23 protein-coding genes are annotated in these 25,950 nt (G+C 65.9%); 10 read left to right on the forward strand and 13 right to left on the reverse strand.

The annotated features are described in order from the left end of the window. Window positions 1-111 precede the first annotated feature (111 nt). From NFU08_RS02345 to NFU08_RS02375, 7 genes are all read right to left on the reverse strand, one after another. Entirely contained in the window at window positions 112-795 is a 684-nt protein-coding gene (locus NFU08_RS02345; RefSeq protein WP_174175062.1) for an N-acetylmannosamine-6-phosphate 2-epimerase, read from the reverse strand. A gap of 37 nt (window positions 796-832) precedes the next feature. Further along, window positions 833-1,792: an ROK family protein gene (locus NFU08_RS02350; RefSeq protein WP_251420424.1), complete on the reverse strand. Its 960-nt coding sequence runs from the start codon at window positions 1,790-1,792 to the stop codon at window positions 833-835. A 22-nt stretch (window positions 1,793-1,814) separates the two neighbouring features. Next, entirely contained in the window at window positions 1,815-2,744 is a 930-nt protein-coding gene (locus NFU08_RS02355; protein WP_174175057.1) for a dihydrodipicolinate synthase family protein, read from the reverse strand. Between the two features lie 37 nt (window positions 2,745-2,781). Beyond that, complete coding sequence (locus NFU08_RS02360; protein ID WP_251420439.1) at window positions 2,782-3,588, reverse strand: ATP-binding cassette domain-containing protein; 807 nt, start codon at window positions 3,586-3,588, stop codon at window positions 2,782-2,784. Beyond that, complete coding sequence (locus NFU08_RS02365) at window positions 3,585-5,711, reverse strand: dipeptide/oligopeptide/nickel ABC transporter permease/ATP-binding protein (RefSeq protein WP_251420443.1); 2,127 nt, start codon at window positions 5,709-5,711, stop codon at window positions 3,585-3,587. The genes NFU08_RS02360 and NFU08_RS02365 overlap by 4 nt, the downstream gene beginning before the upstream one ends. 3 nt (window positions 5,712-5,714) lie before the next feature. Next, entirely contained in the window at window positions 5,715-6,671 is a 957-nt protein-coding gene (locus NFU08_RS02370) for an ABC transporter permease (protein WP_174175051.1), read from the reverse strand. 111 nt (window positions 6,672-6,782) lie between these two features. After that, entirely contained in the window at window positions 6,783-8,408 is a 1,626-nt protein-coding gene (locus NFU08_RS02375) for an ABC transporter substrate-binding protein (protein WP_251420448.1), read from the reverse strand. Window positions 8,409-8,527: 119 nt separating this feature from the next. Between NFU08_RS02375 and NFU08_RS02380 the strand changes: the two genes are divergently transcribed. Further along, complete coding sequence (locus NFU08_RS02380) at window positions 8,528-9,427, forward strand: DUF4862 family protein (protein WP_251420451.1); 900 nt, start codon at window positions 8,528-8,530, stop codon at window positions 9,425-9,427. Between the two features lie 52 nt (window positions 9,428-9,479). Here the strand turns inward: NFU08_RS02380 and NFU08_RS02385 are convergent, their stop codons facing one another. Beyond that, the gene (locus tag NFU08_RS02385) at window positions 9,480-11,171 is read right to left on the reverse strand and encodes an exo-alpha-sialidase (RefSeq protein WP_251420454.1); all 1,692 of its coding nucleotides are present in this window, start codon (window positions 11,169-11,171) and stop codon (window positions 9,480-9,482) included. A 175-nt stretch (window positions 11,172-11,346) separates the two neighbouring features. Between NFU08_RS02385 and NFU08_RS02390 the strand changes: the two genes are divergently transcribed. After that, the gene (locus NFU08_RS02390) at window positions 11,347-14,268 is read left to right on the forward strand and encodes an exo-alpha-sialidase (RefSeq protein WP_251420457.1); all 2,922 of its coding nucleotides are present in this window, start codon (window positions 11,347-11,349) and stop codon (window positions 14,266-14,268) included. A 77-nt stretch (window positions 14,269-14,345) separates the two neighbouring features. Here the strand turns inward: NFU08_RS02390 and NFU08_RS02395 are convergent, their stop codons facing one another. Next, a complete protein-coding gene (locus NFU08_RS02395; RefSeq protein WP_251420637.1) occupies window positions 14,346-15,053 on the reverse strand; it encodes an ABC transporter ATP-binding protein in 708 nt (235 codons plus the stop codon). A gap of 43 nt (window positions 15,054-15,096) precedes the next feature. After that, entirely contained in the window at window positions 15,097-16,203 is a 1,107-nt protein-coding gene (locus NFU08_RS02400; protein ID WP_251420460.1) for an ABC transporter permease, read from the reverse strand. A 168-nt stretch (window positions 16,204-16,371) separates the two neighbouring features. On the opposite strand from NFU08_RS02400, the gene NFU08_RS02405 reads away from it, so the two are divergent. The 3 genes from NFU08_RS02405 (at window position 16,372) to NFU08_RS02415 (ending at window position 19,019) form a co-directional block, all read left to right on the forward strand. After that, window positions 16,372-17,835 (forward strand): sensor histidine kinase, encoded by a 1,464-nt coding sequence (locus tag NFU08_RS02405; protein WP_397425006.1) that lies wholly within the window; start codon window positions 16,372-16,374, stop codon window positions 17,833-17,835. Continuing rightward, entirely contained in the window at window positions 17,828-18,487 is a 660-nt protein-coding gene (locus NFU08_RS02410; RefSeq protein WP_285835559.1) for a response regulator transcription factor, read from the forward strand. The genes NFU08_RS02405 and NFU08_RS02410 overlap by 8 nt, the downstream gene beginning before the upstream one ends. 67 nt (window positions 18,488-18,554) lie before the next feature. Then, on the forward strand, window positions 18,555-19,019 hold the full coding sequence (locus tag NFU08_RS02415; RefSeq protein ID WP_251420463.1) for a pyridoxamine 5'-phosphate oxidase family protein: 465 nt from the start codon (window positions 18,555-18,557) through the stop codon (window positions 19,017-19,019). A gap of 95 nt (window positions 19,020-19,114) precedes the next feature. On the opposite strand, the gene NFU08_RS02420 is transcribed toward NFU08_RS02415, so the two are convergent. Then, a complete protein-coding gene (locus tag NFU08_RS02420) occupies window positions 19,115-20,320 on the reverse strand; it encodes a rhamnogalacturonan acetylesterase (RefSeq protein ID WP_251420466.1) in 1,206 nt (401 codons plus the stop codon). Window positions 20,321-20,716: 396 nt separating this feature from the next. Between NFU08_RS02420 and NFU08_RS02425 the strand changes: the two genes are divergently transcribed. Together NFU08_RS02425 and NFU08_RS02430 are read left to right on the forward strand one after the other, a co-directional pair. After that, window positions 20,717-21,766 (forward strand): glycosyltransferase family 2 protein, encoded by a 1,050-nt coding sequence (locus tag NFU08_RS02425; protein ID WP_251420469.1) that lies wholly within the window; start codon window positions 20,717-20,719, stop codon window positions 21,764-21,766. Between the two features lie 5 nt (window positions 21,767-21,771). Continuing rightward, window positions 21,772-21,936: a hypothetical protein gene (locus tag NFU08_RS02430; protein ID WP_174175030.1), complete on the forward strand. Its 165-nt coding sequence runs from the start codon at window positions 21,772-21,774 to the stop codon at window positions 21,934-21,936. Window positions 21,937-22,054: 118 nt separating this feature from the next. On the opposite strand, the gene NFU08_RS02435 is transcribed toward NFU08_RS02430, so the two are convergent. Continuing rightward, on the reverse strand, window positions 22,055-23,146 hold the full coding sequence (locus tag NFU08_RS02435; protein WP_251420472.1) for a hypothetical protein: 1,092 nt from the start codon (window positions 23,144-23,146) through the stop codon (window positions 22,055-22,057). A gap of 334 nt (window positions 23,147-23,480) precedes the next feature. Between NFU08_RS02435 and NFU08_RS02440 the strand changes: the two genes are divergently transcribed. The 3 genes from NFU08_RS02440 to NFU08_RS02450 all read left to right on the forward strand — a co-directional run bounded on the left by NFU08_RS02440 (window position 23,481) and on the right by NFU08_RS02450 (window position 25,066). Beyond that, the gene (locus NFU08_RS02440) at window positions 23,481-24,314 is read left to right on the forward strand and encodes a response regulator transcription factor (protein ID WP_251420474.1); all 834 of its coding nucleotides are present in this window, start codon (window positions 23,481-23,483) and stop codon (window positions 24,312-24,314) included. Window positions 24,315-24,384: 70 nt separating this feature from the next. Beyond that, complete coding sequence (locus NFU08_RS02445) at window positions 24,385-24,804, forward strand: YkvA family protein (protein ID WP_251420477.1); 420 nt, start codon at window positions 24,385-24,387, stop codon at window positions 24,802-24,804. A gap of 73 nt (window positions 24,805-24,877) precedes the next feature. After that, a complete protein-coding gene (locus NFU08_RS02450) occupies window positions 24,878-25,066 on the forward strand; it encodes a hypothetical protein (protein WP_174175024.1) in 189 nt (62 codons plus the stop codon). Between the two features lie 228 nt (window positions 25,067-25,294). Here NFU08_RS02450 and NFU08_RS02455 read toward each other — a convergent pair whose 3' ends face one another. Beyond that, on the reverse strand, window positions 25,295-25,945 hold the full coding sequence (locus tag NFU08_RS02455; protein WP_251420480.1) for a TetR/AcrR family transcriptional regulator: 651 nt from the start codon (window positions 25,943-25,945) through the stop codon (window positions 25,295-25,297). Between the last annotated feature and the right edge of the window lie 5 nt (window positions 25,946-25,950).

The following is a 25,950-nucleotide window of genomic DNA, read 5'->3' on the forward strand; positions in this document are numbered from 1 at the left end:
ATCGGACTGTCCGGCATCAGTCCCGCAGTTGCACCCTCACCTGCCGGTCGTGGCTGACGAAGGCCGCTGCCGCGCAATTGCCTCCATAAGCCGGCCGGGCCGCCGGGCGGGTCATTTCAGGGCCTCGGCGAACCAGCCGGTGATGGTGGCCGGGTGCGTTATCGCTGTTCCGACGACGACGGCGAAAGCGCCGGCGTCGAGGGCCTGCCGTGCCTGGGCGGGAGTATGGATGCGGCCCTCGGCAATGAGGGGCACCCCGAAGTCCGCTGCCGCGATGCGCCCGAGCAGGTCCAGGTCGGGGCCGGAGGTTTTGGGACGCTCGCCGGTGTAGCCGGACAGTGTGGTGCCAACAAGGTCTGCGCCGGCGTGGACCGCTGCGGCTGCGTCGTCGAAGGAGCCGCAGTCCGCCATCACCAGGGCGTGGGATTCTGCATGGATAGCGGCTACCGTCTGCGCCAGGGTGAGGCCGTCCGGCCTGCGTCGGCGGGTGCCGTCGATTGCCACCACATGGGCGCCGGCGTTGGCCACTGCCAGGGCGTGCCGAAGGGTGGGAGTGATGAAGACGCCGTCATGGCCGTCCTTCCAGAGCCCGATCACCGGAACCTCTACGGCGGAGCGGGTGTGCTGCACGTCGGAAAGGCCCTGCACCCTGACGGCGGCGGCGCCCCCGATGACGGCGGAGGCGGCAACCTGCCCCGTGGTCCGGGGGTCGCGCATGGGCTCGCCGGGGTAGGCCTGGCAGGACACGATGAGTTGCCCGCGGAGGGACTCGAGGGCTTCGGATGTCAGGATCACTGGGGGGTTCCTTCGGGGATTTCGGTGGGCGGCGGGTTCAAGAGCCGTGGGGTGCTGGGCCGAGGATCAGGCGGCCGGCGCCCACCATGGCTGCTGCGTTGCCGAGCTTGGCGTGCAGCACCGGAATGCCGCCCAGGGCTGGGAGGAGTTCAGCCCGGAGGGCGTGCTCCATAGGTTGCCACCAGGGTTCGCCGGCGTCGGCGAGTCCGCCGGTCACCACCACGACTTCCGGGTCCAGGACGTTGGCTAGTCCGCCCACGGCCTGGCCTGCGGCAGACGCTCCGAGCTTTATGGCCCTGATGGCCGTGGTCTCGCCCGCTCCCGCCAGTGCGAAGACGGCGCGCGTGTCAGCCGCATCCTCCTCCCGGCCGCCGAGCCTCAGGTAGGTCTCGCGCACCGCGGGGCCGGACGCTATGGACTCGACATGGCCGGAACCGCCGCAGACGCAGGGAACCGGTGTGCCGCCGTCGAACGCGTACGGTGAGGCGAAGTGGCCCACATGACCGCCAACGAACCGGTGCCCCAGGAGCGGCTGCCCGGCCAGCACCAGGCTTCCCCCGACGCCGGTGCCGAAGGCCACCAGGAGCGAACTTGCGGTTCCAGCGGCGGCACCTGCCCAGGACTCGCCCAGTGCGTGCGCGTGGACATCGTTCACGGCCTGGATGGACGACGGCGGCAGGCCCAGCCGTGCTGCCAGCCCGGCAGTGAGTGCCGTCCCGGCCCAGCCAAGGATCGCGTCCGTGGCGGACACCACCACGCCGCGCGCGGCATCAATCACCCCGGCGGAGCCCACTCCGACGCCGGCAACGTCCAGGTCTTCGGCCCGGGCCCGGCCCATGAGGGATGAGACCAGTCCCGCGGTGGCATCGAGGATCGCGTCGCTGCCGGCAAGGTTCAGCGTCGGAATGGTCGCCGGGAACAGGACCTCGTCGGCGGCGGAAACAACGCCCGCAGCAGTCTTGGTGCCGCCCAGGTCAACACCGATCGCGTACTGCATCTGTCCTCTTCCTTGGGCGGGGCTAGAGCAGCCCGTTGCGTTCCAGGATCACCTTGATGGCGGTGGTCTCGGTTTCATTGAGGGATGGCATGGGCACGCTCATGGTGTTGGATTCGATGATTCCCATGAGCTGCAGGGCCGTCTTGAAGGCACCGAGGCCTGCTGCCCCGCCGGAGACGCGGCCATTGGGGGTGTACACAATCTCGAAGAGGTCGGCAAGGCGGTCCTGTTCGGATGCGGCCTTGGCCCAGTCGCCTGCCTGGGCGGCGTCGAAGAGGTTCCGGTAGCCGCGCGGGTCAACATTGCCCAGGCCGGGCACCACGCCCTGTGCACCCCCCAGGAGCGCGCCGTCAACAACGACTTCGTGGCCTGTGAAGATGTCGAAGTTCGGGATGTCCTTGGCCGCCAGCACCAGTTGGCGGAAGGAGACGTCGTCGCCGGAGGAGTCCTTGACGCCGGCAATCACGCCGTCACGGCCCAGCCGGACCAGCAGGTCGGTGGGGAGCTTGAAGTGCGTGCGGACCGGAACGTCGTAAGCGAAGATCGGCTTGTCGACGGCGGCGCGGACGGCGCGGAAGTGCGTCTCGGTTTCGGATGCGTTGCCGATCGCGTAGTACATGGACGTGACCACGATGGCGTCGGCGCCGAGGTCGATGACCTTTTTCGCTTCCTCGATGACGCGGTTGGTGGTCTGCTCGTTGGCGCCGACGATCAGCGGCACGGCGTCAGCACCAGCAGACGCGTTGGCTTCGGCGATGGTGCTGACCACCAGCCCACGCTCGGCGTTGGTCATGTACGGAACCTCGGCGGAGGAGCCAAGGACGAAGAGTCCGGCCACCCCGCCGTCGAGCAGGTGCTTGGTGACGTTGGTCAGCGACGCCGTGTCGATGCTGCCGTCGGCGTGGCGGGGGGTGACGACGGGCGGGATGACGCCTTGGAACTGGGTAGACACAGAATTCTCCGTTGGTTGGTACTGATAAAGGGAAGTGTTAGATGTGGAGGAGGCTCGGGGCTGCGCCCAAGAGCTTCTTGGTGTAGTCGTTGGTGGGGTTGTCGAACACTTGGGCTGCGCTGCCTTGCTCGACGATCTTGCCGAAGTACATGACGCAGATGCGGTCGGAGACATACCGGACGGTCTGGATGTCGTGCGAGATGAACACCATGCCGAGGTTCAGTTCGGTCTTCAGGTCAGAGAGCAGGTTCAGCACCTGGGCACGGACGGACACGTCGAGTGCCGAGGTGGGTTCATCGGCCACAACGATGTCCGGGTCCAGGGCCAGTGCACGGGCGATCGCCACGCGCTGCCGCTGGCCGCCCGAGACCTGCGACGGCGTCACTTCGGCTGCGGACTGCGGCAGTCCCACCAGCGACAACAGTTCCTTGACCTTCGCTGCACGGGAAGCGGCGGTACCGATCCCGTGAATCTGCAAGGGATCCGTGAGGATGTCCTGGACTGTCATGCGCGGGTTCAGTGCGGTGGCCGGATCCTGGAAGACCACGGACACCGACCGGCCGAACTCCTTGCGCAGCGCGGCGTTCCGCTTGATGGCGGGCCTGCCGTGGAACAGCACCTGGCCCGATGTCGGGGGCTGGAGCCCCACGAGCACTGACGCCAGCGTGGACTTGCCACAGCCGGACTCACCGACGATACCCACGGTTTCGCCGCGGCTGATGGTGAAATCGACGCCGTCCACTGCTTTGACGATGTTGGGCCGGAAGAGTTTGCCGCCCCGCGCCTGGTGGTAGACCTTGACGTCCTTGAGTTCGATGACCGGCTTGCCGGTTGATTCACTCATTTCGCATCCTCCTTCAGGTGGCTTGCCCAGTAGTGGTCGGCATCGCCGCCGCCCGCGGCTCCGACCGGGGTCAGGACCAGCTTCTGGTCGGGATCGGCGTCGGACCGCAGGGAACGCGGCGCGAAGCGGTCGCCCGGTGCGAAGTCGCGCGGTGAGGGAACGGTGCCGGGGATCTGGTGCAGGCGGACGGCGTCGGCCTCAATGGAGAGGACAGCGCCGAGCAGGCCGCGGGTGTACTCATGTTTGGGATTGCGCAAAAGCTCGGATGCCTGGGCGGATTCCACCACCTGGCCGGCGTACATCACGGTGATCCGGTGCGCCAGGGACGCCACCAGGGCGAGGTCGTGGCTGACGAACACCATGGCGAATCCGAGCTGCTCGCGCAGCTCGTTGAGCAGGTCGACCACCTGTTTCTGGACGGTCACATCCAGGGCGGTGGTGGGTTCATCGGCCACCACGATCTTGGGGGAGCGCGACAGGGCCATGGCGATCAGCACGCGCTGGCGCTGCCCGCCGGAAAGCTCGTGCGGGTAGCTGGCCAGGGTCCGTACCGGATCGAGCTTGACCATCTCCAGCAGCTCGGCGGGGGTCTTGCGGCCGCCGCGCCTGGTCAGCTGCTCCATCTGGTCCTTGATCTTCATGGACGGGTTGAGGGAGCTCAGGGCGTCCTGGTAGACCATGGCGATCTGTTCACCACGGAGGCCTTCGTAGGCCTTGATGCTGCTGTGCTTCGTGGCCGGATCCAGGAGTTCCTTGCCGTCGAACTTGATGGACCCGGTGACCTCTGCCGTCTTGGGCAGAAGCCCCATGACCGCCAGGGACGTGATGGACTTGCCGCAGCCCGACTCGCCCACCAGGCCCATGGTCTCGCCTTCGCGGACCGTGAACGAGACGTTGTCCACGATTGCGATGTCACCAAAGCGGGCGGGGAACCTGATGGAAAGGTTCCGCACTTCCAGCACGTTGCGGGCGCCCGGTTCCACTTGGGGGAGCCTGTCGGTGCGCCTGGCTTCGATGGCGGCCAGCAGTTCCAGTTCCTTATCCAGCAGCAGGTGCGGGTTCAGCGCGGCAAGCTTCGGATCGGACAGGACTGCTGCCTGGTTGTAGTCCTCCTCGGTAAGGACGCCGCCGGGAGCCGCCTGGACGCCGTCGAGCTCGTGCTGTTCCACAACGGAGGACTGGGCCACGGAGGTGCCAACTTCCGTGTCCACCGCCACTGCAGCGCCAATAGCCGCAGCTGATCCGTCGTCGTCCTTTACGGCCGCCGCCTTGCGCAGCCTGGGGTTCACCATGGCGTCGGTAAGGCCCTCGGCGAGGATGTTCAGCGACAGCACCGTGAGCAGGATGGTGGCACCGGCGAAGGTTGTGGCCCACCAGCCGCCGGAGAGCACCAGGTTGCGTCCGTAGGAGATCACGTTGCCCCATGATGGCGCGGGGTCCTGCACGCCGGCGCCCAGGAAGGAGAGCGACGCTTCGAGGATGATGGCATCGGCCACCATCACCGTGGCGAACACCAGTACCGGGGCGGCGGTGTTGCGGACGATGTGCTTGAGGAGGATGTAGAAGCGGCCGGCACCGATCACGCGTTCGGCGCGGACATAGTCTTCGCCGTACTGGGACAGCACGTTGGCGCGGACCACGCGGGCCAGTTGCGGGGTGTAGATGATGGCGATGGCGATGATGATGGTGGGAACCGAATTGCCGAATGCGGCCAGCAGCACCGCAGCCAGGGCAATGCCGGGGAAGGCCATCAGGATGTCCATCAGGCGCATGATCAGTTCGTTCACGGCCTTGCTGGACGTCGCTGCGAAGGAGCCCAGCAGGGCGCCCACGAGGATGGCCAGGGCTACGGCGCCGAGGCCGATCAGCAGCGAGGACTGTGCGCCGAACAGCAGGCGCGAGAAGATGTCCCGTCCCAGCCGGTCGGTGCCGAAGAAGTGCTCGGCGCCCGGGGGTGTGGCCGGGATGAAGGTCTGGAGCGGATCGTGCGGGGCGAGTACCGGCGCGAAGACGGCGGCCAGGACGATCACGATGAGGAAGAGGAGAGCGATGCGGGAGCCCCAGGGCAGGGCCTTGAACCGGAGGCCCGGGGCGCTCAGCCGTTCAGCGAGTTTGCTGCGCATGGGCTATACCGTCCTGATTCGGGGGTTGATAAGCAGGTACAGGAGGTCCACCACGATGTTCACCAGAACGAAGGTGACGGAGATGGTGAGCACCACGCCCTGGACGAGGTTGACGTCCAGGTTGGTGATGCCGTTCAGGATGAGCTGGCCCATGCCGGGCAGGGCGAAGATCATTTCAATCACGACGGCGCCGCCCAGCAGGTAGCCAACGCGCAGTCCCAGCACGGTCACCGGAGTCACCAGTGCGTTGCGAAGGACGTTCCGGGAGACAACCTCACGGTAGGGGACGCCGTTGCCGATGGCTGTGCGGACGTAGTCCCGGTCCAGTTCCTCCACCATCGAGGTGCGGACCACGCGGATCAGTGAGGCTGAGACCGGGATGCCGAGGGCAAGCGCCGGGAGTGCCATGGAGTTAAGCCATCCGCCGAAACCTGATTCCGGCGTCGCAATTCCGCCCGAGGGGAACAGGGGGCTGGAGCCGAGGGCGAACCACTGGATGAGCAGGATGCCCAGCCAGAACGATGGTGTGGCGATTGCGGCTATCGAGAAAACCCGGACCAGCTGGTCCGGCCACTTGTCACGGTAGAGGGCCCCGAGGATTCCGAACACCAGGGACAGGACCACCGCGATGATGACGCCCAGGAATGTCAGCTGGAGTGTGAGCGGGAACGCCGAGCCGATCATGGACGCCACGGACTTGGCGGGCGGCGTGGTGACTCCGAGGTCGAATTGCAGCAGCTTGGCGAGGAACGCGAAGTATTGGACGACCAGCGGATCGTTCAGCCCGTTCTCCTGGCGGTACTGCTGCTTTGCTTCTTCGCTGGCGCCTTCGCCCAGTGCCGAGCTTGCCTGATCGCCGGGGGCGGCCTGCAGGACGAGGAAGACCAGCAGGGTGATGCCCAGGATCATCAATGGCAATGCTGCGAGTCTGCGGCCTAGCAGACGCAATATCGTGACCAATTTATTCTCCGGTGTGTTTGGGTGCTGCAGTTCAAGAACTTGCGAGGCCTGCCCTGCGTGCTCCCGGGGGAACCAGGGACGCAGTGCAGGCCTCGCAACACTGGGGGCTGCCTACGAGGTGCGTCCGACGTCGATGAACGACATGCCGGTGGTGGGCAGGGGCTGGAAGCCGTTGAGCTTCTTGTCATCCCACGCGCTGGGCAGCTGGCGGTGGAAGATCGGGTACAGCGGAAGTTCGTCCGAGACAAGGTTGACGATGTCCCCGGTGATCTTCTTCGCGTCGTCCCCGGCGGCCTGGGAGCCTTTGTCCATGAGTTCCTGCAGCCGGGCGCGCTCAGGGGTGGTCCAGTAGGCGCGCTTGTCCATCCAGGTGGCTCCTGAGTAGAACCAGCTCAGGAGGAGGTCTGCGTCATTGCCAAAAACGGACGGGTCTCCGGGGGCTGCCACAACTGAATAGTCGCCGGTTCCAACACGGTCCGTGTACAGGGCGCCGGACTGGATGCTCTTGACGGAGGCCTTAACCCCGGGGATCTTGTTCCAGGACTCAAGGATCAGCGGGGCCACATCCTTGACCCACGCGGTGTCCGTGGTGAGCAGTTCGAACTCCAGGCTGGTGACGCCGGCTTCCTTCAGCAGCTCTTCGGCTTTGCCGGCATCGTAGCCGTAGACGTTGCTGGCCTTGACGTAGTCCGGGTGGCCTTCCTGGAAGTAGGAGCTGGCCGCTTTCGCGTTGCCGAACAGGGCCTTCTTGATGATGGCGTCCTTGTCGAGGCCGTAGTGCAGGGCCTGGCGGACGAGCTTGTTGTTGAACGGGGCCTTGTTGCAGTTGAACATGAGGAACATCAGTCCGAAGGACTGGACGGATTCAACTTTGACCTTGGACTTGAGCCCGTCGACGTCCAGGTGCGGGACGTCTTCGATGGCCTGGACGCGGCCGGACTGGACTGCGGTGACGCGGGCTGCGGCATCCGAGAGCAGGAGCCACGTCATGCCCTTGGCCAGCGCCGGCTTGGGGCCGTTGTAGTCGGCGAACGCCTCGAACACGATCTTGTCGTCCTTGACGGCAGAGACCAGCTTGTAGGGGCCGGTGCCCACGGGGGCGGCGTCGAAGGCTTTGAGGTCCGTGGCCAAGGCCTTGGGGACAACCTTGACCACGGAGATGCGGGGGCCGAAGCCGGGGAAGGGGTACTTGAGGGTGAACTCGACCGTCTTGGCATCAACAGGCTTCACGTCCTGGATGAACGGGATGAACTGCGAGAACAGGGACTTGTTGGCCGGGTCCATGACGCGGGTGAACGAGAAGGCGACGTCCTCGGTGGTGACGGGGGATCCGTCGTGGAACTTGGCGCCGTCGCGGATGGTCACCTGGTAGGTGGTGTCGTTGACCTTCTTGGGGTCCGCGGCCGCCAGGGCGTTGTACGGCTCGCGGGTGGCCGGATGCAGTTCCACGAGGCCTTCGAAGATGTGCAGGTTGGCGGCCATGGGAGTGGCGCCCGAGGAGCTCAGGGGATCGAAACCGGTGGAGAGGGCGTAGGAGATGCCCGCCTCAATGATGAGGTCCTTGTTGATCGGAGCGGCGCTGGCGGAGCCTCCGCTGGTGGTGGTGGCTGCCGGGCTGCCGCACGCAGCGACTGAGGCGGTGAAAGCCGCAGCGACGCCCATGGCGCCGGTCAGCTTGAGGAAGTTCCGGCGGCTGGCGTCATTGACCAGCGGCAGGTTCTTGGAGGAGATGTTCATGAAGGCCTCGCGATTCCAGAAGGTTTATCGGATGTAGGACGTCCGAGCTCGTGGTAAAACTGTAAGTCCCATCACAGTCCATCGTCAAGTGCTTTCGCCCAGTCACACACGGAGTCCAAATGTCCCTCATTGTCGGCGCTTATCCTGCCCAGCCGGAAGAACTGCAGCAGAACTTCTACCAAGCACTGGGCTGCATTCCTTCAATCCGGGGACTGGAACTGCCCTACGGTCCATACGGCGGGAGCCCCTGGCCTGCGGGAGCCCCGGAGGACTGGTCCGCGGTGGTGACCGCGATTCCCGGGACCATGAAGCGGGTGGGCCAGTCTTCCACTTTCGGCCTCGCCTCCAGGGACAGCGAAGGACGGAGGGCGGCACTTGAGTTCGTGTCAGGGTTGCGGGACTATGCCTCCCGCCTTGCAGGCCAGGGGCACAGGGTGGAGGCGGTGGAGCTGCATTCTGCTCCATCCCTGTATTCCTCGGCGCTCTTGTTTGAGGAGTCCCTCAAGGAAGTACTCGACTGGGAATGGGGCAGTACGCGTGTGCTCGTGGAGCACTGCGATGCCCTGCGGTGGGGCAGCAGGCCGGAGAAAGGGTTCCTGCCGTTCGATGAGGAGGTCAACGTCGTCGCCTCCCTCCAGGCCGAAGGGTGGGGGCAGGTGGGCATCGTGGTTAACTGGGCGCGGTCGGTTATTGAATCAGGGGACACGGGCACCGCGGTTGAGCATCTGCTGCAGGCCCGGGAAGCAGGCGTCCTCGTGGGGGTTATGTTTTCCGGGTGCTCCCCGGAGGCTACAGAGTTCGGTTACCCGTGGATTGACGCCCACCTCCCCGCTGTTGAGGTCGATGGTGCCCCGCCGAGCTCCCTGCTTAACCGCGCCGAGGTCCAGCGCTGCCTGGCAGCGGCGGGTCCGGTGGCCATGACGGGCTTCAAGATCGGGCTTCCACAGCAGGGCCTGTCGGTGCAGGACCGGGCAGGGCGCCTGCAGCAGATGTGCGATCTGGTCCAAGCGCGGTCCTGACCGGGAGCGGCCGCCGGACGGGGAACCCGGCGGCAATCCGGCCGTAAGCAGGTCAATGCCAGGGGCGGTACTCCACGCCGATTTCCCCTGTGGCAGTATCGAAATCAAAGGTCCGGGACGTCCAATGGCGGGAGCCACCCACCTCGCCCCGGACCGTGTACACCACTTCTGCGGACCCTCGCTTTACCTCCTCTTCGGTCACAGTGTGCGTGGGCATGAAGTAGAGCGCTTCCTCCCCGGGCAGAAGATCCTCGGCAGGGAACGCGGCAGCGCCGGGGCCGTCCAGGCGCACCGCGGTGACCGGGAGGGTGCCGACGTTGCGTGCCCTGCCGGTGAAAGCCAGGATGTCCCCGGCCTTGTAACCGGGTGCGACAGGGCCGTAGTTCAGGTCCTGCGCCTCCCGGGTGCCGATGATTTGCGCCGATTCGTCGGTGTATCCCTGGCCAATCTCTTTCCAGGTATGGGCGTTCCAGCCGTCCGGGTTGGACGGCATGACATGGAATTCGCCCGCGTTGAGCCAGGTGTCAGGGCGTCCGGGCGTGATGGAGCGCAGTTCAATATCGAATTCCAGGCCCGGGCCGTCCCCGGAGGCAGTCATCGGAGGAGCATCAAGTTGTTGCGTGAGCTGCTCCGGCGGCACGGAGGCGAAAACTATGTCCCGGTAACCCTGCCGCTCATACAGGACGCCGATATTGCCATCGGGGAGCCGGGCTGCCGTGGAATACGCGGAGCTTCCCGGGCACAGGGCCAGTTTTGCCGGCCACGTGCGGCCGTTGTCCGCTGACAGGCTGAGTACAGTGTTCCGCCGCAGGGCTGTGTCGTGGTTGTTGGTGGCCAGCAGCCACGAGCCGGTGCTGCGGTCCGCCAGGCCGGCCACGTTGGGCAGGCCGTCGAAACGGGCAAGGGAGCCATTGTCGCTCGGATCCGGAAGTTCCTCGACGGGACTCAAGGCACTCCAGGTGGCACCGCCGTCGTCCGATGTTGCCGCGAGGCGGTGCGGCGTGCTGCGGCTGTGCAGCAGGAGACGGCCGTCCGCCAGTGCAGCCACCTTGTTCTCGTTGGGGCTGAAGCCGTGCGTACACTCACCAACAGGCTGGCCGAGGGTCCAGGAGTCTCCGTGGTCATCGCTGTACGCGGAGGCGGCCATGATGGTGCCCTCGCAGAGGACAACGAACTGCTGCACCAGCCGGCCCGTAAAAGGTCCTGAATGGATTTGGATGCCCTGGCCGGCAGCAGCAAAGATTCCCGTGACCGGGCGGTCAGTACTGTTCTTCAGTTGGCTGGTGATCCTGCGGTGCTGCCAGGTCAGGCCGTCGTCGTCGGAGAAGCTGAGATCGCAGTGCTGGACGTACTCATCGTCCGGATCGTGGCCCGCGGTGGCTTCGAAGAATCCCGCCCGGGTGCCCGCCGCATGGAAGAGAAAGATGCGCTGCGTTTCCATGTCCACCAGCAGGCTCGGATCCCCGAAACCCTCGAGGCCTTTTCCCGTGCGGACCACCGCCTGCTTGCCCCATGTGCGGCCGCTGTCCGTGCTGCGGCGGAGCAGCAAGTCAATGGGGCTTGGCAGGTCATCAAGGTTGGGCCGGCCATCGTAGGCGGCCAGCAGGGTTCCTTGTGCGGTGACGGCGAGGGCCGGGATGCGGTACTGCCGGTAGCCGCCGGTGCCGCGGGTGGCGAGGACGTGCTCCACGGCCGGGACGGCATCTGGGAGTCGGGGGACATGAGGGAAGATGTAGGACGTCACCCCTTAAGTCTAGCAATGTGAAGCCGACCACTATACGGTGGTAGGACGTCGTATGTAGAAGGTGCAGATTTTTGCCTCTCCCGACGGTCACCTCACCAGGCCCGCAATGCAGCGGCTCCCCGAAAGGACACATGATTTGGGTTCCACGAAGAGAAGAACCAGACGCATAACAGTGATGGGAAGGAGCGCAGGAGCAGGGGCACTGGCCCTCGCCCTGCTGGCCGGAACTGTTCCCGCAGCCCAGGCCGCCCCCATCCCGCCGAACAGCCCCACCGCACCTCCCGGGACTTTTTCGGAAATGAACCTGGCGGCAGACCGGACCGCCAGCAACTTCTTCTATCGCATCCCGGCCATGACATATCTGGGAAACGGCGTGGTCCTGGCCTCCTGGGACGGCAGGCCCGGAAGCGCCGCCGACGCCCCGAATCCCAACTCGATCGTGCAGCGGCGCAGCACCGACGGCGGCCGCACCTGGGGCCCCGTGCAGGTCATCGCTGCTGGCCACCCCGGCAACTCCACCACCCCCAAATACGGCTACAGCGATCCCTCCTACATTTTTGACGCCGAGACGGGCAAGGTGTTCAACTTCTTCGTCTACTCCAAGGACCAGGGCTTCTTCGGCAGCCAGTACGGAAACGACGATGCTGACCGCAGCGTCATTTCCTCCGCCGTTATCGAGTCCTCCGACGGCGGCGTCACCTGGAGCCAGCCGCGGCTGATCACCAGCGTCACTAAGCCCGGCACCAGCAAAACGAACCCCGCAGCCGGTGACGTCCGCTCAAACTTTGCCTCCTCCGGGGAAGGGATCCAGCTCAAGTACGGCCAGTACAAGGGGCGCCTGATCCAGCAGTACGCCGGTGATGTCCGGCAGGCTGACGGCACCAACAAAATCCAGGCCTACAGCGTCTACTCGGATGACCACGGCGCCACCTGGCACAAAGGCGCCAACGTGGGTGACCGCATGGATGAAAACAAAACCGTGGAACTCTCGGACGGCCGGGTCCTCCTGAATTCCCGCGACAACGCCAACCAGGGCTACCGCAAAGTGGCGATCTCCACCGACGGCGGCGCCACCTACGGCCCCGTAACGCAGGACACGGAACTCCCGGACCCGGCCAACAACGGGGCCATCGCCCGGATGTACCCGGCAGCGGCGCAAGGGTCCGCTGACGCCAGGAAGCTGATCTTCACCAACTCCAACTCCAAAACCGGCCGGGAGAACGTATCGGCCCGCATTTCGTGCGACGACGGCGCCACCTGGCCAGGGGTCCGAACCATCCGCCCGGGCTTCTCCGCGTACTCCACCGTGACCCGGCTCGAAGACGGACAGTTCGGGGTCCTGTACGAGGGCAACTACACGGACAACATCACGTTCTCCAAGTTCGACGACGCATGGTTGAACTACGTCTGCGCGCCGCTGTCAGTACCGGCTGTCACCACCGCACCCGGGGCCACCCAGCAGGTCCCCGTCACCATCACCAACCAGGAAGCCACCACGCTCTCGGGCGCCAACGCCACGGTCTACACCCCCAGCGGCTGGTCCGCCACCACGGTTCCCGTTCCCGACGTCGCGCCCGGCGCCGCGGTGACAGTCAACGTCGACCTGACCGCCTCAACCAGCGCCAGCGGTCCACAAAACCTCAACGCGGCCGTCACGACGGCGGACGGCCGGGTCTCCCAGCACACCTTCACGGCCACCGTTCCCGTCGCGCAGCAGGTGGGCCTCTCCGTCACAGGAACCGCACCCGCCAGGGACGTCATCGCCAACCCGTACCGTGAGGGCGAGGTACTGGGCTATTCGTTCAACGTCAAGAGCACGGCCAACGTTACGGCGAACTCGGTGCCCGTGTCCGGCACCTTCGACGCCGGCTTCCTGCCGCCGTCGGCTCCCAACTGCCGCTACAACAACCTTGCCGCTGGTGCCAGCTACAACTGCACCACGGCAAAGCACACGCTGACGGCCGAGGACATCGCGCGCGGCTACTTCGTCCCACAGGCGAGCTTCACCATCACAGCCAGCTCGACGCCGACGCTCACCAAGACGGTTACGTTTACCGGTGCTGCCGTTGCGTTGCGGGACGGACTGGTTGCAGCGGACATCAGCGGCGCCCGCAACGACGCCGGCCGTGACCTGGCCACCCAGCCCTACACCGCCGGGGAAGCCCTTCCCTACACATTCAATGTGGCCAACACCAGCCCGCTGACCGAAAAAGTCGTTCCCACGGCCGGCAACTTCAGCCCCTTCGTCCCCGAAGGCCCCGGCAACTGCCGCTACGGTGTGCTGCCGGCCGGCCAGAGCTACGCCTGCACCACCCCGCGCCATGAAGTCACCGCCGCCGAAGCCGAACAGGGCTTCTTTGTTCCGGCCACCACATGGGAGGTCAGTTCTGCCGGGCAGACTGCGCGGACCTACACCGTTGATGGCGGGGAAGTGGACCTCAAGGTCCGTGATCCACGGCTTGAGGGCACCGTAGCAACGGAGTGGAAAGACACCGACGGGGACCGGTATGCCTCCGCAGGCGACACCGTCACGTACACCTACACCCTGGGCAACGCGGGCAATGTCTCCCTGACGGAACTGAGCGCACCCGACGCCTCCATCCAGGAACCAAGCCTCGGGGTGGGCGGCACCGTAACGGCAACCCGCGACTACGTCCTGACCGCTGCCGACATCGCCGCCGGGCGGCTGGACGCTGTGGAGCTCAAGGCAACCGCCGCGAACGGCACACAGCAGGTCTCCGCAACACTGGCCGGTGGCGAAACTGTCCTGGACCTGCAGCCGGCGCGCCCGGACACCGCTCCCGCGCTGACCGTGCAGGACCTCGAGGAACAGCTTCCGCCGTTTGATCTGGGCACGGCGGAGAAATACCGCAACGGCCAGAAAGTGGTCCTCAACGGCCTCGAATACGGCCAGTGGTACTACGTCTACCTCAACAAGCACAGCCACCGCATCGGGTGGATCTTTCCCACCACGGACAACACGGTGGAATTCATCCTGCCGGCAGACGTCCAGAACGGACGCGACGACGTTGTGGTCCTCGACCAGGACGGTAAGCAGGTCTCCTTCGACAGGCTGCAGGTGACACCCAAGGGATAAGCGGAAGGCAACAGCCGGTGAACGTGCCGGTGTTGCCGGATGGCCCCGGCGGAGATCCCGCCGGGGCCATCCGTGCCTCAGGCGCCGGTCAGCACGGGGGCAGTGAGCGCCCCGTCCCGCATGGTGGCCACGGCATCGGTCAGCGGAACAAACTCCGTGTCATGCGTGACCAGCACGGTGCCCACGTTGAACTCGGCGGTCACCCGGCACAGCAGCCGGATGATTGAGGCGCTGCGCTCGTGGTCCAGTGCCGCCGTCGGCTCGTCCACGAGCAAGACTTTCGGGTTCCCCATCAGCGCCCTGGCGATGTTGACCCGCTGGCGCTGACCGCCGGAGAGCTGGTGGGGGAGCTTCCCGGCGCTCGCGGACAGGCCGACGACGTCAAGGAGTCCGGCGGCCTTCTTCCGGGCGGCCTTCACGGGCTTTCCGCGGAGGTGGTCGCCGATGATGAGCTGTTCGGCAGCCGTGAGTGACGGGAGCAGGTTGGGCTGCTGGAAGATGATGCCCACCTTGCTGCGCCGCAAGGCCGTGAGGGCCCTGTCCGGGAGGCCGGTTGTGTCAGTGCCGTCGATGGTCACCTGCCCGCTGGTGGGGCGCACCAGGGTGGCGGCTGCGGCAAGAAGGCTCGATTTCCCGGAGCCGGACGGTCCGACGAGTGACACCACGTGCCCGGCGGGGACTGCCAGGCTGACGCGGTCCAGTGCGGTGGTGGTGCCGCCGCCGTCCGGGTATTCGAGGGTGACATTGAGCAGTTCCAGCGGAGCAGGGGTGGAGCAGGCAAGCATCGGGTTCCCTTTCACAGGATTGGAGTTTGGGGAGGTGGGGGCGTCAGTTGCCGCCGAGGGCCAGCAGGGCATCGATCTTGGTGACGCGTCGGACAGCCAGCGCTGCCCCGGCCAGCCCCAGGGCAACAATCCCGACGACGGGAAGCAGCGTGGTGGCAGGGCTGAGGAGGAAGGGGGCCGCCTGGGCGGCAAGCAGCCCGGCCGCGACGCCGGCAGTCCCGCCCAGCACGGCCCCGGCCACCAAGACGATCGCCGCCTGCGTGATGGCATCGCGCAGGATGTACGCCCCCGGAGCCCCCATGGCCTTCAGGACGGCAATGTCGCGGGTCCGCTGGATGGTCCACACGGTCAGGAACGCCACAATCACCAGGGATGAGATGCCGTAGAGGAAGGCCTGCATGAGGGTCAGCGAGCCGTTCTCGCTCTTGAACGAGCCCAGCGCCTGGAAGGAATCCGTCCGGTAGGCACTGACCGTATTCGCCGCAGCATCCGCGGCGGCCTCATCCACTTCCGCGCCGTCCTGGTAGGTGACGGCAATAACGGTGGCAAGCTGGCCGCCGTCGGACACGTGGGCCAGCCCGGACCAGGCCGGAAGCGCCGTCCACACAACGCTCGTATGGGCGTACCACTGGTCCTCAACAACCGCGGCCACGGCAAGTTCCACCCCGCTGATGCTCAGGGCGTCCCCCTGCTCGAGGGTCAGGGCTTCAGCCACCGTGGCGCCCACCACAGCGGTGCCGGCGGCTACGTCCACGGGCGCCAGCCCGCTGCCGGGTGCCACCCCGAACACGGCCACATTGGTGGTGCCCGAGCCGGCGCCCGCACCCTGGGCCCGGGTCTGGGTGATCCCCACCGGCTCGGCAGCGCGGACACCCGGCCGGTTTCGCCAGCTCTCCGCCTGGGCCGCCGTCACGGTGCTTTCGGTAAATGAGGCTTTAGGGGCGTTGGAGCCGGGGGCCCCGAACACCACGGTGTCCACGGGCGCGCCGGCGGCAGCCCCCAGCTTTCCGATGGCGGAGGTCGACTGTTCAGCCAGACCGGCAGTCAGGCCGGACAGCATCACGAGGAGCAGGGTAATCAGGGCCACCACGCCGCCCATCATGGCGAACCGGCCCTTGGCGAAACGGATGTCGCGGATTGCCAGAAACACGTTGTTCTTCTCTCGGTTGGTTCCAGTGGATAAGGTCTCCATCCACTGTCCCGTCCGCCCGCCCGCGGTCCATCGGGCGGGCAGTTGATCCGCCACGGAGGAAAGGTGGAACCCGGGGTCAACCTTTTGATTGACCCTCCGCCGGCCGGGCGCGCATAAGCTGGTGGCATGTCCGCCACCCCTGCCCTGAACACTTCCGGCGGACCCGGCAGACCCGGCGCCGCAGGCACTGGCTCCTCCGGCGCCCATGCACCCAAGGACCCCCTGAGCGCAGTGGAATCGGCGTCCTCGGAGGCGATCCTGAGGGTGCTGAGGGTCACGCTCCACATCGGGTTCGCAGCCCTGCTGGTGGTGGGCGTGGTCCGGCTGCTGGCGCCCGGCCCCCGGGGCTCCTTCCCGTTCCTGTGGTCGGGCCTGGCGCTGGTCCTGGCGGCGGTGTACCTCACCGGGACCGTGCTGGAACACCGCCACGCCGCGGGCCGGATCCGGTTCAATCCCCGCCGCTACGGCCTCCAGTGGCTGGCGGCGGTGACAGCGCTGTGGGTCCTCCTGCTGGCGGGGAGCGCCGACTTTGCGTGGCTGGCGTTCCCCCTGTTCTTCCTGCATCTGCACCTGCTGCCGCGGCGTGCCGCGCTGCTGACCATCGCACTGATGACAGCCGCGGTCATCGCCTCCCAGTGGTCCGCCAGCGGTGACCCGGTTCCGCACGCGGCCGCCGTCGTCGGCCCGCTGTTTGGTGCCGCCTTCGCCGTCATCACCGGCCTTGCGTATGTTGCGCTGTACCGGGAGGCGGAGAACCAGCGGCGGGCCGCGGATGAACTGCGCCGCACCCGCCAGGAACTGGCGGCATCCCAGCATGAAGCCGGGGTGCTGGCGGAACGGGAGCGGCTGGCCCGGGAAATCCACGACACCCTGGCGCAGGGCCTCTCCAGCATCGTGCTGCTTGCACGGGCTGCGGAGCAGTCGCTGGCGCACGGGGATCCGGTAACCGCCGCGTCGCGGGTGGCGCTGATGCAGCAGACGGCCGCAGACAACCTGGCCGAAGCCCGGAGCTTTGTCCGCGGCCTCTCCTCCCCCCAGCTGCACGACACCACGCTGGTGGAGGCCCTGCGCCGGCTCTGCGAAGAGACCGGACGGAGCGCAGCGGCCGGGGGAGCGGCGCTCCGCTGCCGGCTGGAGGTGGACGGGGAGCCGGCCGAACTGCCGCAACCGCACCAGGTGGCGCTGCTCCGCGCGGCCCAGGCGAGCCTCGCGAACGTCCGCGACCACGCCAGCGCAGGCAACGCCGTGGTCACGCTCACCTTCCTTGGCACGGAAGTCACCATGGACATTTACGACGACGGCGTGGGCTTTGACCCTGACCTCGCCGCCGGGGCAGGAGCTGCCGGGGCAGGAAGCGCTGGGGCGGGAAGCTCCCGGACAGGAGCTGCCGGGACAGGAAGCGCTGGGGCTGGAACAGCAAGGGCAGGGCACGACGGCGGCGCGGACGGCAGCGGATTCGGCCTCCGTTCACTGCGGGAAAGGGTAGAAGCCCTCAGCGGTTCCCTGGAGCTGGAGACCGCCCCGGGCGAGGGAACCGTGGTGGCCATCCGCCTGCCGCTCGACCCTGCCGGGGGAGACGCCGGTGACTGACGTGCGCGTCCTGCTGGTGGACGACCATCCTGTGGTCCGCGCCGGCCTGAGGGCCATGCTCACCGAGTTTGACGGCATCTCCATCGCAGCGGAGGCCGCGGACGGGAAAGCCGCCCTGAAGGAACTCTCGCGCCTGGGGATGCTGGGCGAAGGCGTGGACGTGGTGCTGATGGACCTGCAGATGGGCGCGGGCATGGACGGGGTAGCCGCCACCGCCGCGATCCGGAAGCTGGCTGCGCCCCCGCCCGTCCTCATCCTGACCACCTACGACACCGACGCCGATATCCTCTCCGCCGTAGAGGCCGGCGCCAGCGGCTACATGCTCAAGGACGCCCCGCCGGAGCAGATCAGGCAGGCCGTGTTCGCTGCGGCCGCGGGGGAAACAGTCCTGGCACCGCGGGCCGCCGCATTGCTCATGAAACGCATCACCAACCCGGGCACCTCACTCACCCCGCGGGAGGTCCAGCTGCTCGAACTGCTGGCCACGGGGCTGTCCAACCGCGCCATCGCCAAACAGGTGTTCATCTCGGAAGCCACGGTCAAAACGCACCTGGTCCACATCTACGGGAAGCTCGGCGTGGACAACAGGACGGCAGCCATCGCGGCCGCCACCCGGCGCCGGATCATCCGCCCGCCGGGGCAGGCAGGCTGAGCGGGCTTCAGCGCACGGGAAGGAAGACCCTACTCCCGCCGGTTCACGGAGGCCTAGACTTCGGGCCATGGAGAACTCACCCTCGGGACCCAAAACTGAAATCCTTCCCGAGGAGGAATGCTGGAAGTACCTGCGTTCCTCCTACATCGGCAGGCTGGCAGTCATTAACGGAACCACCCCGGAAATTTTCCCCGTGAACTTTGTACCCGCGGAAGGGGCCCTGTATTTCAGGACCGCCCCCGGCACCAAGCTGTACTCCCTGCTTGCAGGAACCCTCGTGGCCCTGGAAACAGACGGGCTCAACGCGTACAGCACGGAAGTGTGGAGCGTGGTGGTCAAAGGGATACCCGAGCCCGTGGCAGACGGCAACGTGCCCCTTGAACTGGCCGATCCGGACCGTGAACCGTGGGAATCCGGCCTCAAGGAGCACCTGATCCGGATCAATCCCACGGAAGTCACCGGCCGCAGGTTCTACGTCCAGGCGCGGACCCGATGGTGGCCGCCGCAGGACTTCTCCGCTGACTGGATCTAGGAAACTGGATCCAGGAACCCCTGGGTCCAGGGAACGTGATGCAGGAAACCCTGTCTAGAGATCCTGCTCGGCGGTCCTGGTCCAGCAACTCTGCCCTAGCGGCCCTGGCGGGAAAGGTCCTCTGCCACCAGCCGCGCCAGTTCTGAGGCGCCGGCCCGGTTGGGGTGCAGGGTGTCTCCCGTCATGAACAGCGCCAGGGTGGCTTCCGGGCCAATCTTCGTGAAGTAGGCGGACGCCAGGACGTTCAGGTCAACCAGGTGCACGCCTTCCTCCTCCACCAGGGCAACCGTTGAGTTGCGGTACCAGCGGTTGACCGAGGTGTGTACCCCGTCCACGAAGTCCGTGGCGCGGCCCTGCGGGGTGACCAGCACCGGCGTAGCACCGGTGGCAGCCACCTGGCGGACCATGTCACGCATGATCTCCTTGAACTCCGCCTCCGTGGTGGCGTTCTTGGCTGCCGTGTCGTTGATGCCCATTTCCAGCAGGAACAGGTCTCCTGGCTTGATGTACTGGAGGATGGCTGCGAGCTGCCCGTCATTGCGGAAGCCCCGGGCAATCTGTCCGCCGGTGGCCATGTTCCGGATGTCGAACGCGGCCGGGTCCACGTACTGGGGCAGCATCTGGCCCCAGCCTCCCTGGATGCTGTTGTGCAGCGGGTAGTAGCTGGCCACGGTGGAGTCGCCGCCCACCCAGATGGTGGGGTCCATCTCCGGGTGGCGTGAGACCTTGTCGATCTCCAGCGAGCTCAGGGTAAAGGCCGTGCCAACCTTGCCCTCCGTAACCAGCAGGTTCAGCTGGCCGTCCGTCACCGGAATCTCAAAGGAGGCCGTGGCGCCGTTTCCGGTCAGGTTCATTTCCTGGAACACGCCTTCGGCCGCGATGCTGGCCCGGGAGGTGTCGCCCAGCGTGACAGTGACCCTGTAGAGGCCTTCCTTCAGGTCCACGTTGAATGTGTTGGCGCTCTTGGTCCCGAACTGGAGGAAGCGTACGGCATCGCTCCCGGCCCCGGTGCCCTTGGCGGAAACGTTGGCCATGTGCTCAGGGGTGTTGAAGCCATACCTGGCTTCGGGGCTGTAGGCGTCTGCGGCGCTGACTCCGGTGTACCCGTGCTCCACGGGCCCGCTCCCGAAGTCGAAGCGGTAGTTGCTGGGTTCGGCGTAGGCGGCCGGCGTGGTGGCAACCATGCCGGCCCCACCCAGCAGGGCTGCTGCGGCGAGGCCGGCAGCCAGGGATTTCCTGGCCGACCCGGCATGGGTGGGTGAAGAGCCTGGGTTATTGGATGTGGGGGCAGCAAGGGTCACGGTCATTTCCTTTGATGAGGACAAGAGGTTTTGTATCGTTTCAGAACGGACGTTACATAATTTGTAACAGTGCATTCCGTGAGTAGTCAAGAGATTTTGTGCGGATTCTGTGCGCTTCTGGTTCTTCTTGTTGCCCCTCGAGGCCGGGCGCCTACTGGTATCGGAGACCCCGGCGCCTCTCCTGAGTCTCAAGGCCGCAGCATCCCTGCGGTGAGGTGCGTGCGGTCGTCTTGATTGAAGCTTGTAGTTTCTTTGCTTCTTCTGTGCAAGTGATTTGAGTTCGCGTTGAAACACTCAAAGCCAATAGAACTTCAAATGGTTTCAGCGGGGAAAAATGTGCGCGGCGTCGCAATTACAGGCATCATTCATGCTTGAGCTTTTGGCAGGGGCACCCCTGTGATCACGGTCATCATCCCGGCCCACAATGAGGCCGCGGGAATCCATGCGACGCTCTTGTCCCTCCAAAACCAGACACTAATCCCGGACCGGGTAATTGTGGTTGCAGACAATTGCACCGATAAAACGGAAGCTATTTCCCTGGCGGCAGGCGCCGAGGTGGTATCAACCGTTGGGAATACGGACAAGAAGGCCGGTGCCCTCAACTTCGTGCTCGCTGAACTGCTGCCGGAGGCTGCACCCGAGGACATGATCATGGTGCAGGACGCCGATTCGCAGCTCTCGCCGGACTTCATTGAGCGCTCGGTGAGGCACCTCACGGCTGATTCGCGGCTTGGCGCCGTGGGCGGTGTGTTCCGGGGCGGCGAGGGCGGCGGGTTCGTTGGCCACCTGCAGAGGAATGAATACGCCCGGTACGCCAGGGACGTGCGGCGGCTGCACGGCAAATGCCTGGTGGTCACCGGCACGGCCGCACTGTTCCGGGTCCGGACGCTCCGTGACGTGTCAGCAGCCAGGCTGGATGGCACGCTCCCTCCTGGCAACGGCAGGGGCGGCGTCTACGACACGTCGGTCCTGACCGAGGACAACGAGTTGTCCTTTGCCCTGCTGACGCTGAAGTACCGGATCAAATCCCCCGCCGACTGCACCCTGGTGACAGAGGTCATGCCCACCTGGCGGGAGCTCTGGGCGCAGCGCCTGCGGTGGAAGCGCGGGGCGGTGGAGAACTGCGTCCAGTACGGCTGGACGCGGGTCACCCGGCCCTACTGGGGGAGGCAGTTTCTTTCGGTGGCCGGTGTCCTGGTGACGCTCGGCTACCTCAGCACGGTGGCGGTTGCACTGGGCACGGGAGCAGGGCTGCACATCCAGCCGTTCTGGCTTGCCGTGACCGGTGTCTTCGTGATCGAACGGGTGGTGACGGTGCGGCTCCGGGGATGGAGATACATGCTCGCGGCCGCCACCATGTACGAGCTGGTGATCGACCTTTTCCTGCAACTGGTTCACGCGAAGGCGTACACAGACGCAGCGTTTAACAAAAAGAAAGCCTGGTAAGAACCATGTATAACAATCCAGCAGTTCCCGCAGCAGCCGGAGCCGGTTCCGGAACCCTCGCCATGACCGGCGCGGGGGACGTGTTCTGGTTCGCACTCGCGGCCTTTGCGCTCCTTGCGCTGGGCTTGGCCATCAAGAGGATCGTCCCGGTCCGCGGGACCAAGGCCTAAGCCAAAGGCTGTCCTGGGCCCAGCCCCAGTGAAACGCAGGGCGTCCGCACGGGCGCCCTGCGTTTCCCATGACCGGCCCAACCGCCGGCATGCCAGGTTTCCAGCTAAGACAGGCGGGTCAGGTCACCACGCTGACCACGTTGGAGCACCCCGCGGCATCGCACACTTTGTAGGACGTGGTTTTGCCACCCTTGATTTTGTTGACGTAGGAGCCCGTATTGGCCACGGTCTTCGATGTCCCGTTGATCCAGAGGGTGACGCTGGTGCCGGTGGCCCCCGTCCACGCAAGGGTAGTGGTGCTGACCGACTTTGACTTGGTGGTGGCGGCGCTCAGCTTGATAGCCGAGACGGGTTCCGCGGGCGCTGGGCCGGAAGCGGCGACGAAGGAGAAATCCCTGATCACCACGCTTTCCGGTTTTACACGGGCAGGATCCCCGCCGCCGCCCCCGGTGACCCAGAGGTTGAAGTGGATCTGCTCCTGGGCCGGCACCGGGACGGTGGCCCCTTCCAGGACGGTGCGCTTCAGCAGGCTCCCGGCGAATCCTTCGCCGGCGAAGGTTTCGAACCTGATCTTCCCCGGCTCCCACACCATCCGGTGGGTGGTGATCGGGTCCGGCGTGACGTCGAAGACCGTGGTGTTGTTGCCCTCGCCGGGAGGCTTGGTGGCATCAAACCAGTAGCCGTGGCCCTGGGTCACCGGCCAGGATTGCCCGTACGCGGCGCCGCCGCCCCAAGCAGACGCCTCGCAAAGGTCGATTTCGTTGTAGCCCGGTTCGGCGAGGGGATCGTAGGTGAACAGGCAGCCCCACACCACCTCTTTCTGCAGCGTTTGCAGGTTCTTTTCCACGGTGGTGCTGTAGGTCCCGTACCCGAACCCTTTCCGCGTGGACTGGAACTCGGCTCCCACCGGGGCTTCACCGGTGGGATTGGTCAGGTTCATGGTGATGTGGCCGTTGGCGTCCGGGTTGCTGACGTTCGCGGCTGCGAAGGCCTTGTTGTACTGCGGGGCGCCGCCCCAGAACCGCTTCTCCCAGTTGAACCCCTTCCAGGCGAAGTTGCCCGCGGGCCCCGGATTGGGATCCATGGGCGTCGTGTCCGCTGCCTGGGCTGGCGGCACGCAGGCAAGCATTGCGACGGCGGCCGCTGCCAGCATTGCCAGCGGTTTCGTCCGGCGCTTGGGATGTGAGACAAAAAAGCGAAAATCAGCCATGAAACGCCCCTTTTCGGTTGCTCCCAGCGAGCAATTGCGCCCCTGAGGAGCACACGTTGATCTTCGGCCAGAAACTCTGCAGAAGGCAATAGCTCAACAGACTTAATTTTTAGTGAGGCAAATCTCAGTAAATACGCAATATTTGCCAAAGCTCAAGAACTGCTCAATTTGGACGAAGCAAATAAGCTCACTTGCAATTACTGGGCTAGGCTCATACCCGTCCCACGGTGCGAAATAATAAAAGCAATCCATATTGCCCGTTTCTCCGAATGTTCCTTGAATGTGCTTGAGGAAAACCTGGGCGCAAAAGTGAAGTGAAGCTTGGGGGAGTGGCATGGTGGAGCGCGGTGTTGCCGTGGTGGTGGAAGACGACGACGACATCAGGACAACGCTGACGGAAGTGCTGCAGCAGTCTGGGTTCGCCGTCCATTCAACAGCCTCGGGCGTTGCAGGCGTGGATGCCGTCCGTGCACACAACCCGGATATTGTCACCATGGATGTTGGCCTTCCGGACTTTGACGGCATTGAGGCGTCCCGGCGGATCCGGACGTTCAGCGACGCCTACCTCATCATCGTCAGCGGCAGGGTGGACGAGGCCGACACCCTGATGGGGTTCGAGGCCGGCGCGGACGACTATCTCACCAAACCCTTCCGCCCGCGTGAACTGCGTGCCCGGATTGCGGCCATGCTCCGGCGGCCGCGGACCCTGCGGGAGGCGCCGGCGGAGCGGGCGCTTCCGCCACGAAGGGGCGATCGGCACTCACCGCCGCAAGCCCAGCACGCTGACCCTCACGGGCCGCACGCGGGTACGGAGGGTGAACCCGGTTCGCCTCCGGCGCCGGGCTGCTGCGATTTCGCCCACCGGGGACTGACCCTCCATGAGGCGTCCCGCCAGGCGTCGATCAATGGGGAACCCGTGGACCTGACGCGCACCCAGTTCGACATCCTCCTGGTCCTGATGGAGAACGGGCGGACCGTCCAGACCAAGGCGGACCTGGTGCGGCGGCTCCGCAACGAGCCGTACAACACAGGCTCCTTTGTCACCGCGGGGGAAGAACGCGCCGTCGAGGTGCATGTGGGCAACCTGCGCAAGCGCCTGGGCGACAGCTCCCAGAATCCCCGCTGGGTGGAGACCGTCCGCGGCGTGGGCTACCGGATGACGCCGTAGCAGGAGCGTTCCGTGGCGTACCCTCAGTCAGAAGCCGGCGTCCACCACCGGCCCTGTGAAAGAGGCGGAAATGACCTGGGAAACCGTCGCCGGAATTGCGGCCGGCCTGCTGCTGGCGTACGCGGTGCTCCTTGTGCTCCTGTGGATCTATGCGCGGCGCCACCCCGAGACCGTCTCCATGAAGGACGCGCTGCGCCTGCTCCCGGACCTGCTCCGGCTGGTCCGGAGGCTGGCCGCTGACCGGACACTGGCCGCCGGTGTCCGGGTGCGGCTGGTGCTGCTGCTCGCCTACCTGCTCCTCCCCATCGACCTGGTGCCGGACTTTGTTCCGGTGATCGGCTATGCGGATGACGCCGTGATCGTGGCGCTGGTGCTTCGTTCGGTGCTCAAACGGGCGGGTCCCGGGGTGCTTGAGCGGCACTGGCCCGGAAGTCCGGCGGGCCTGGAGATCATCCTCCGCGCGGCGGCGCCCGTCCGCCGTCGGCCTTAAATTCCTGGGCTGTATCCGCGCCTTTCCTGCCGGGGGCTGTTAGCGTGAAGGACCGGCCAATGAAGGAGGAGCGATGACTGTCAACTCACCAGATTCACTGCCTGAGGATGATCCGCAGGAGGGTACGGCCACTGCGCAGGGGAAGGGCGACGGCGGTGTTCCCGGCAAGGATGACGGCGTGGGGATCGGCGCGGATGCCGAACCCAACACGTTTGAACCCGAAGAGGATCCGGACGCCACGGATGCGCCCGAAGCCGATTAGGGCCTGAAGCAAGCGCTTAATCACCGCTGCTTGTGCACGGTGCTGCGTCTGGCAGCACTGCTTGTACGGGCCCTGCTCAATGTTTAATCAAGATTTGTGGCAACCCTGCGAAATGGACTTTCGGGACTCTAGGCGGCTGTAAGTTTCTATCTGTTTCCACGTTATTCCCCAACACGGAAGCACCAGGGAGCCCCCGCGCTGGAGCCAGACTCGCGCGGGGGCTCCGCCTCACGTGGCAGCAGTTTCCCCTGCCGGAGCAGCGGGGAGCAGCTTCTGGAGCGCCCCGGCGAGGAGCTGTTCCGTCCCGGCATGCGGGTGCCCCGGGTTGCTGCTGTTCTGCTGTTCCAGGGTGAACCGGAGTATTCCCGGAATGAGGTGGGCTATCAAGGCGCTCTGGGCCCGCGTCTCCTCCGAAGGTTCGTTTGCAGGCGCGGAGCGGCGCAGCCGGAGATAGAGGACCTCCTTGAGCTCCTCGTACACGTCCGAAAGCCGTTCAATCTCCTTCTGCATCAAGGCCGGGGTGCGGCTGATAATGCCCATCCGGTCTGCTGCCAGGGCCCTGTCCTCGGTGCCCACGGGAGCGAGGGTCGCCAGGAGGTCCAGGATTCCAGCCAGCAGATCCGGTGAGTCCGAGGCCAGGAACTCCCGTACGCGCCGTTCATCCAGCCTGCCGGGTTCGGCCCCGAGGATCGCCTGGTCCTTTGTCTTGAAGTAGTTGAAGAACGTCCGCTGTGAGACACCGCTGGCAGCGCAGATCATGTCCACTGTGACGGCCTGGAAGCCGTGCTCCTGGACCAGGGCCACGGCGCTCCGCTCAATGGTGAGCGCCGTCGCGGCCTGCTTGCGCTGGCGCAGGCCGGGTTCCCGCTGGTCTGTCATGCGTG

It is taken from the genome of Pseudarthrobacter sp. NCCP-2145 (genome assembly GCF_023708005.1).
GTDB classification, from domain to species: Bacteria; Actinomycetota; Actinomycetes; order Actinomycetales; family Micrococcaceae; genus Arthrobacter; species Arthrobacter oxydans.

What these genes read in the sequence shown, in the direction of transcription:
- NFU08_RS02350 (WP_251420424.1), bottom strand. Translation starts at nt 1,792, where the DNA reads ATGCAGTACGCGATCGGTGTTGACCTGGGCGGCACCAAGACTGCTGCG.
- NFU08_RS02360 (WP_251420439.1), bottom strand. Translation starts at nt 3,588, where the DNA reads ATGAGTGAATCAACCGGCAAGCCGGTCATCGAACTCAAGGACGTCAAG.
- NFU08_RS02365 (WP_251420443.1), bottom strand. Translation starts at nt 5,711, where the DNA reads ATGCGCAGCAAACTCGCTGAACGGCTGAGCGCCCCGGGCCTCCGGTTC.
- NFU08_RS02375 (WP_251420448.1), bottom strand. Translation starts at nt 8,408, where the DNA reads ATGAACATCTCCTCCAAGAACCTGCCGCTGGTCAATGACGCCAGCCGC.
- NFU08_RS02380 (WP_251420451.1), top strand. Translation starts at nt 8,528, where the DNA reads ATGTCCCTCATTGTCGGCGCTTATCCTGCCCAGCCGGAAGAACTGCAG.
- NFU08_RS02390 (WP_251420457.1), top strand. Translation starts at nt 11,347, where the DNA reads ATGGGAAGGAGCGCAGGAGCAGGGGCACTGGCCCTCGCCCTGCTGGCC.
- NFU08_RS02395 (WP_251420637.1), bottom strand. Translation starts at nt 15,053, where the DNA reads ATGCTTGCCTGCTCCACCCCTGCTCCGCTGGAACTGCTCAATGTCACC.
- NFU08_RS02405 (WP_397425006.1), top strand. Translation starts at nt 16,372, where the DNA reads ATGTCCGCCACCCCTGCCCTGAACACTTCCGGCGGACCCGGCAGACCC.
- NFU08_RS02415 (WP_251420463.1), top strand. Translation starts at nt 18,555, where the DNA reads ATGGAGAACTCACCCTCGGGACCCAAAACTGAAATCCTTCCCGAGGAG.
- NFU08_RS02430 (WP_174175030.1), top strand. Translation starts at nt 21,772, where the DNA reads ATGTATAACAATCCAGCAGTTCCCGCAGCAGCCGGAGCCGGTTCCGGA.
- NFU08_RS02435 (WP_251420472.1), bottom strand. Translation starts at nt 23,146, where the DNA reads ATGGCTGATTTTCGCTTTTTTGTCTCACATCCCAAGCGCCGGACGAAA.
- NFU08_RS02440 (WP_251420474.1), top strand. Translation starts at nt 23,481, where the DNA reads ATGGTGGAGCGCGGTGTTGCCGTGGTGGTGGAAGACGACGACGACATC.
- NFU08_RS02445 (WP_251420477.1), top strand. Translation starts at nt 24,385, where the DNA reads ATGACCTGGGAAACCGTCGCCGGAATTGCGGCCGGCCTGCTGCTGGCG.
- NFU08_RS02450 (WP_174175024.1), top strand. Translation starts at nt 24,878, where the DNA reads ATGACTGTCAACTCACCAGATTCACTGCCTGAGGATGATCCGCAGGAG.
- NFU08_RS02455 (WP_251420480.1), bottom strand. Translation starts at nt 25,945, where the DNA reads ATGACAGACCAGCGGGAACCCGGCCTGCGCCAGCGCAAGCAGGCCGCG.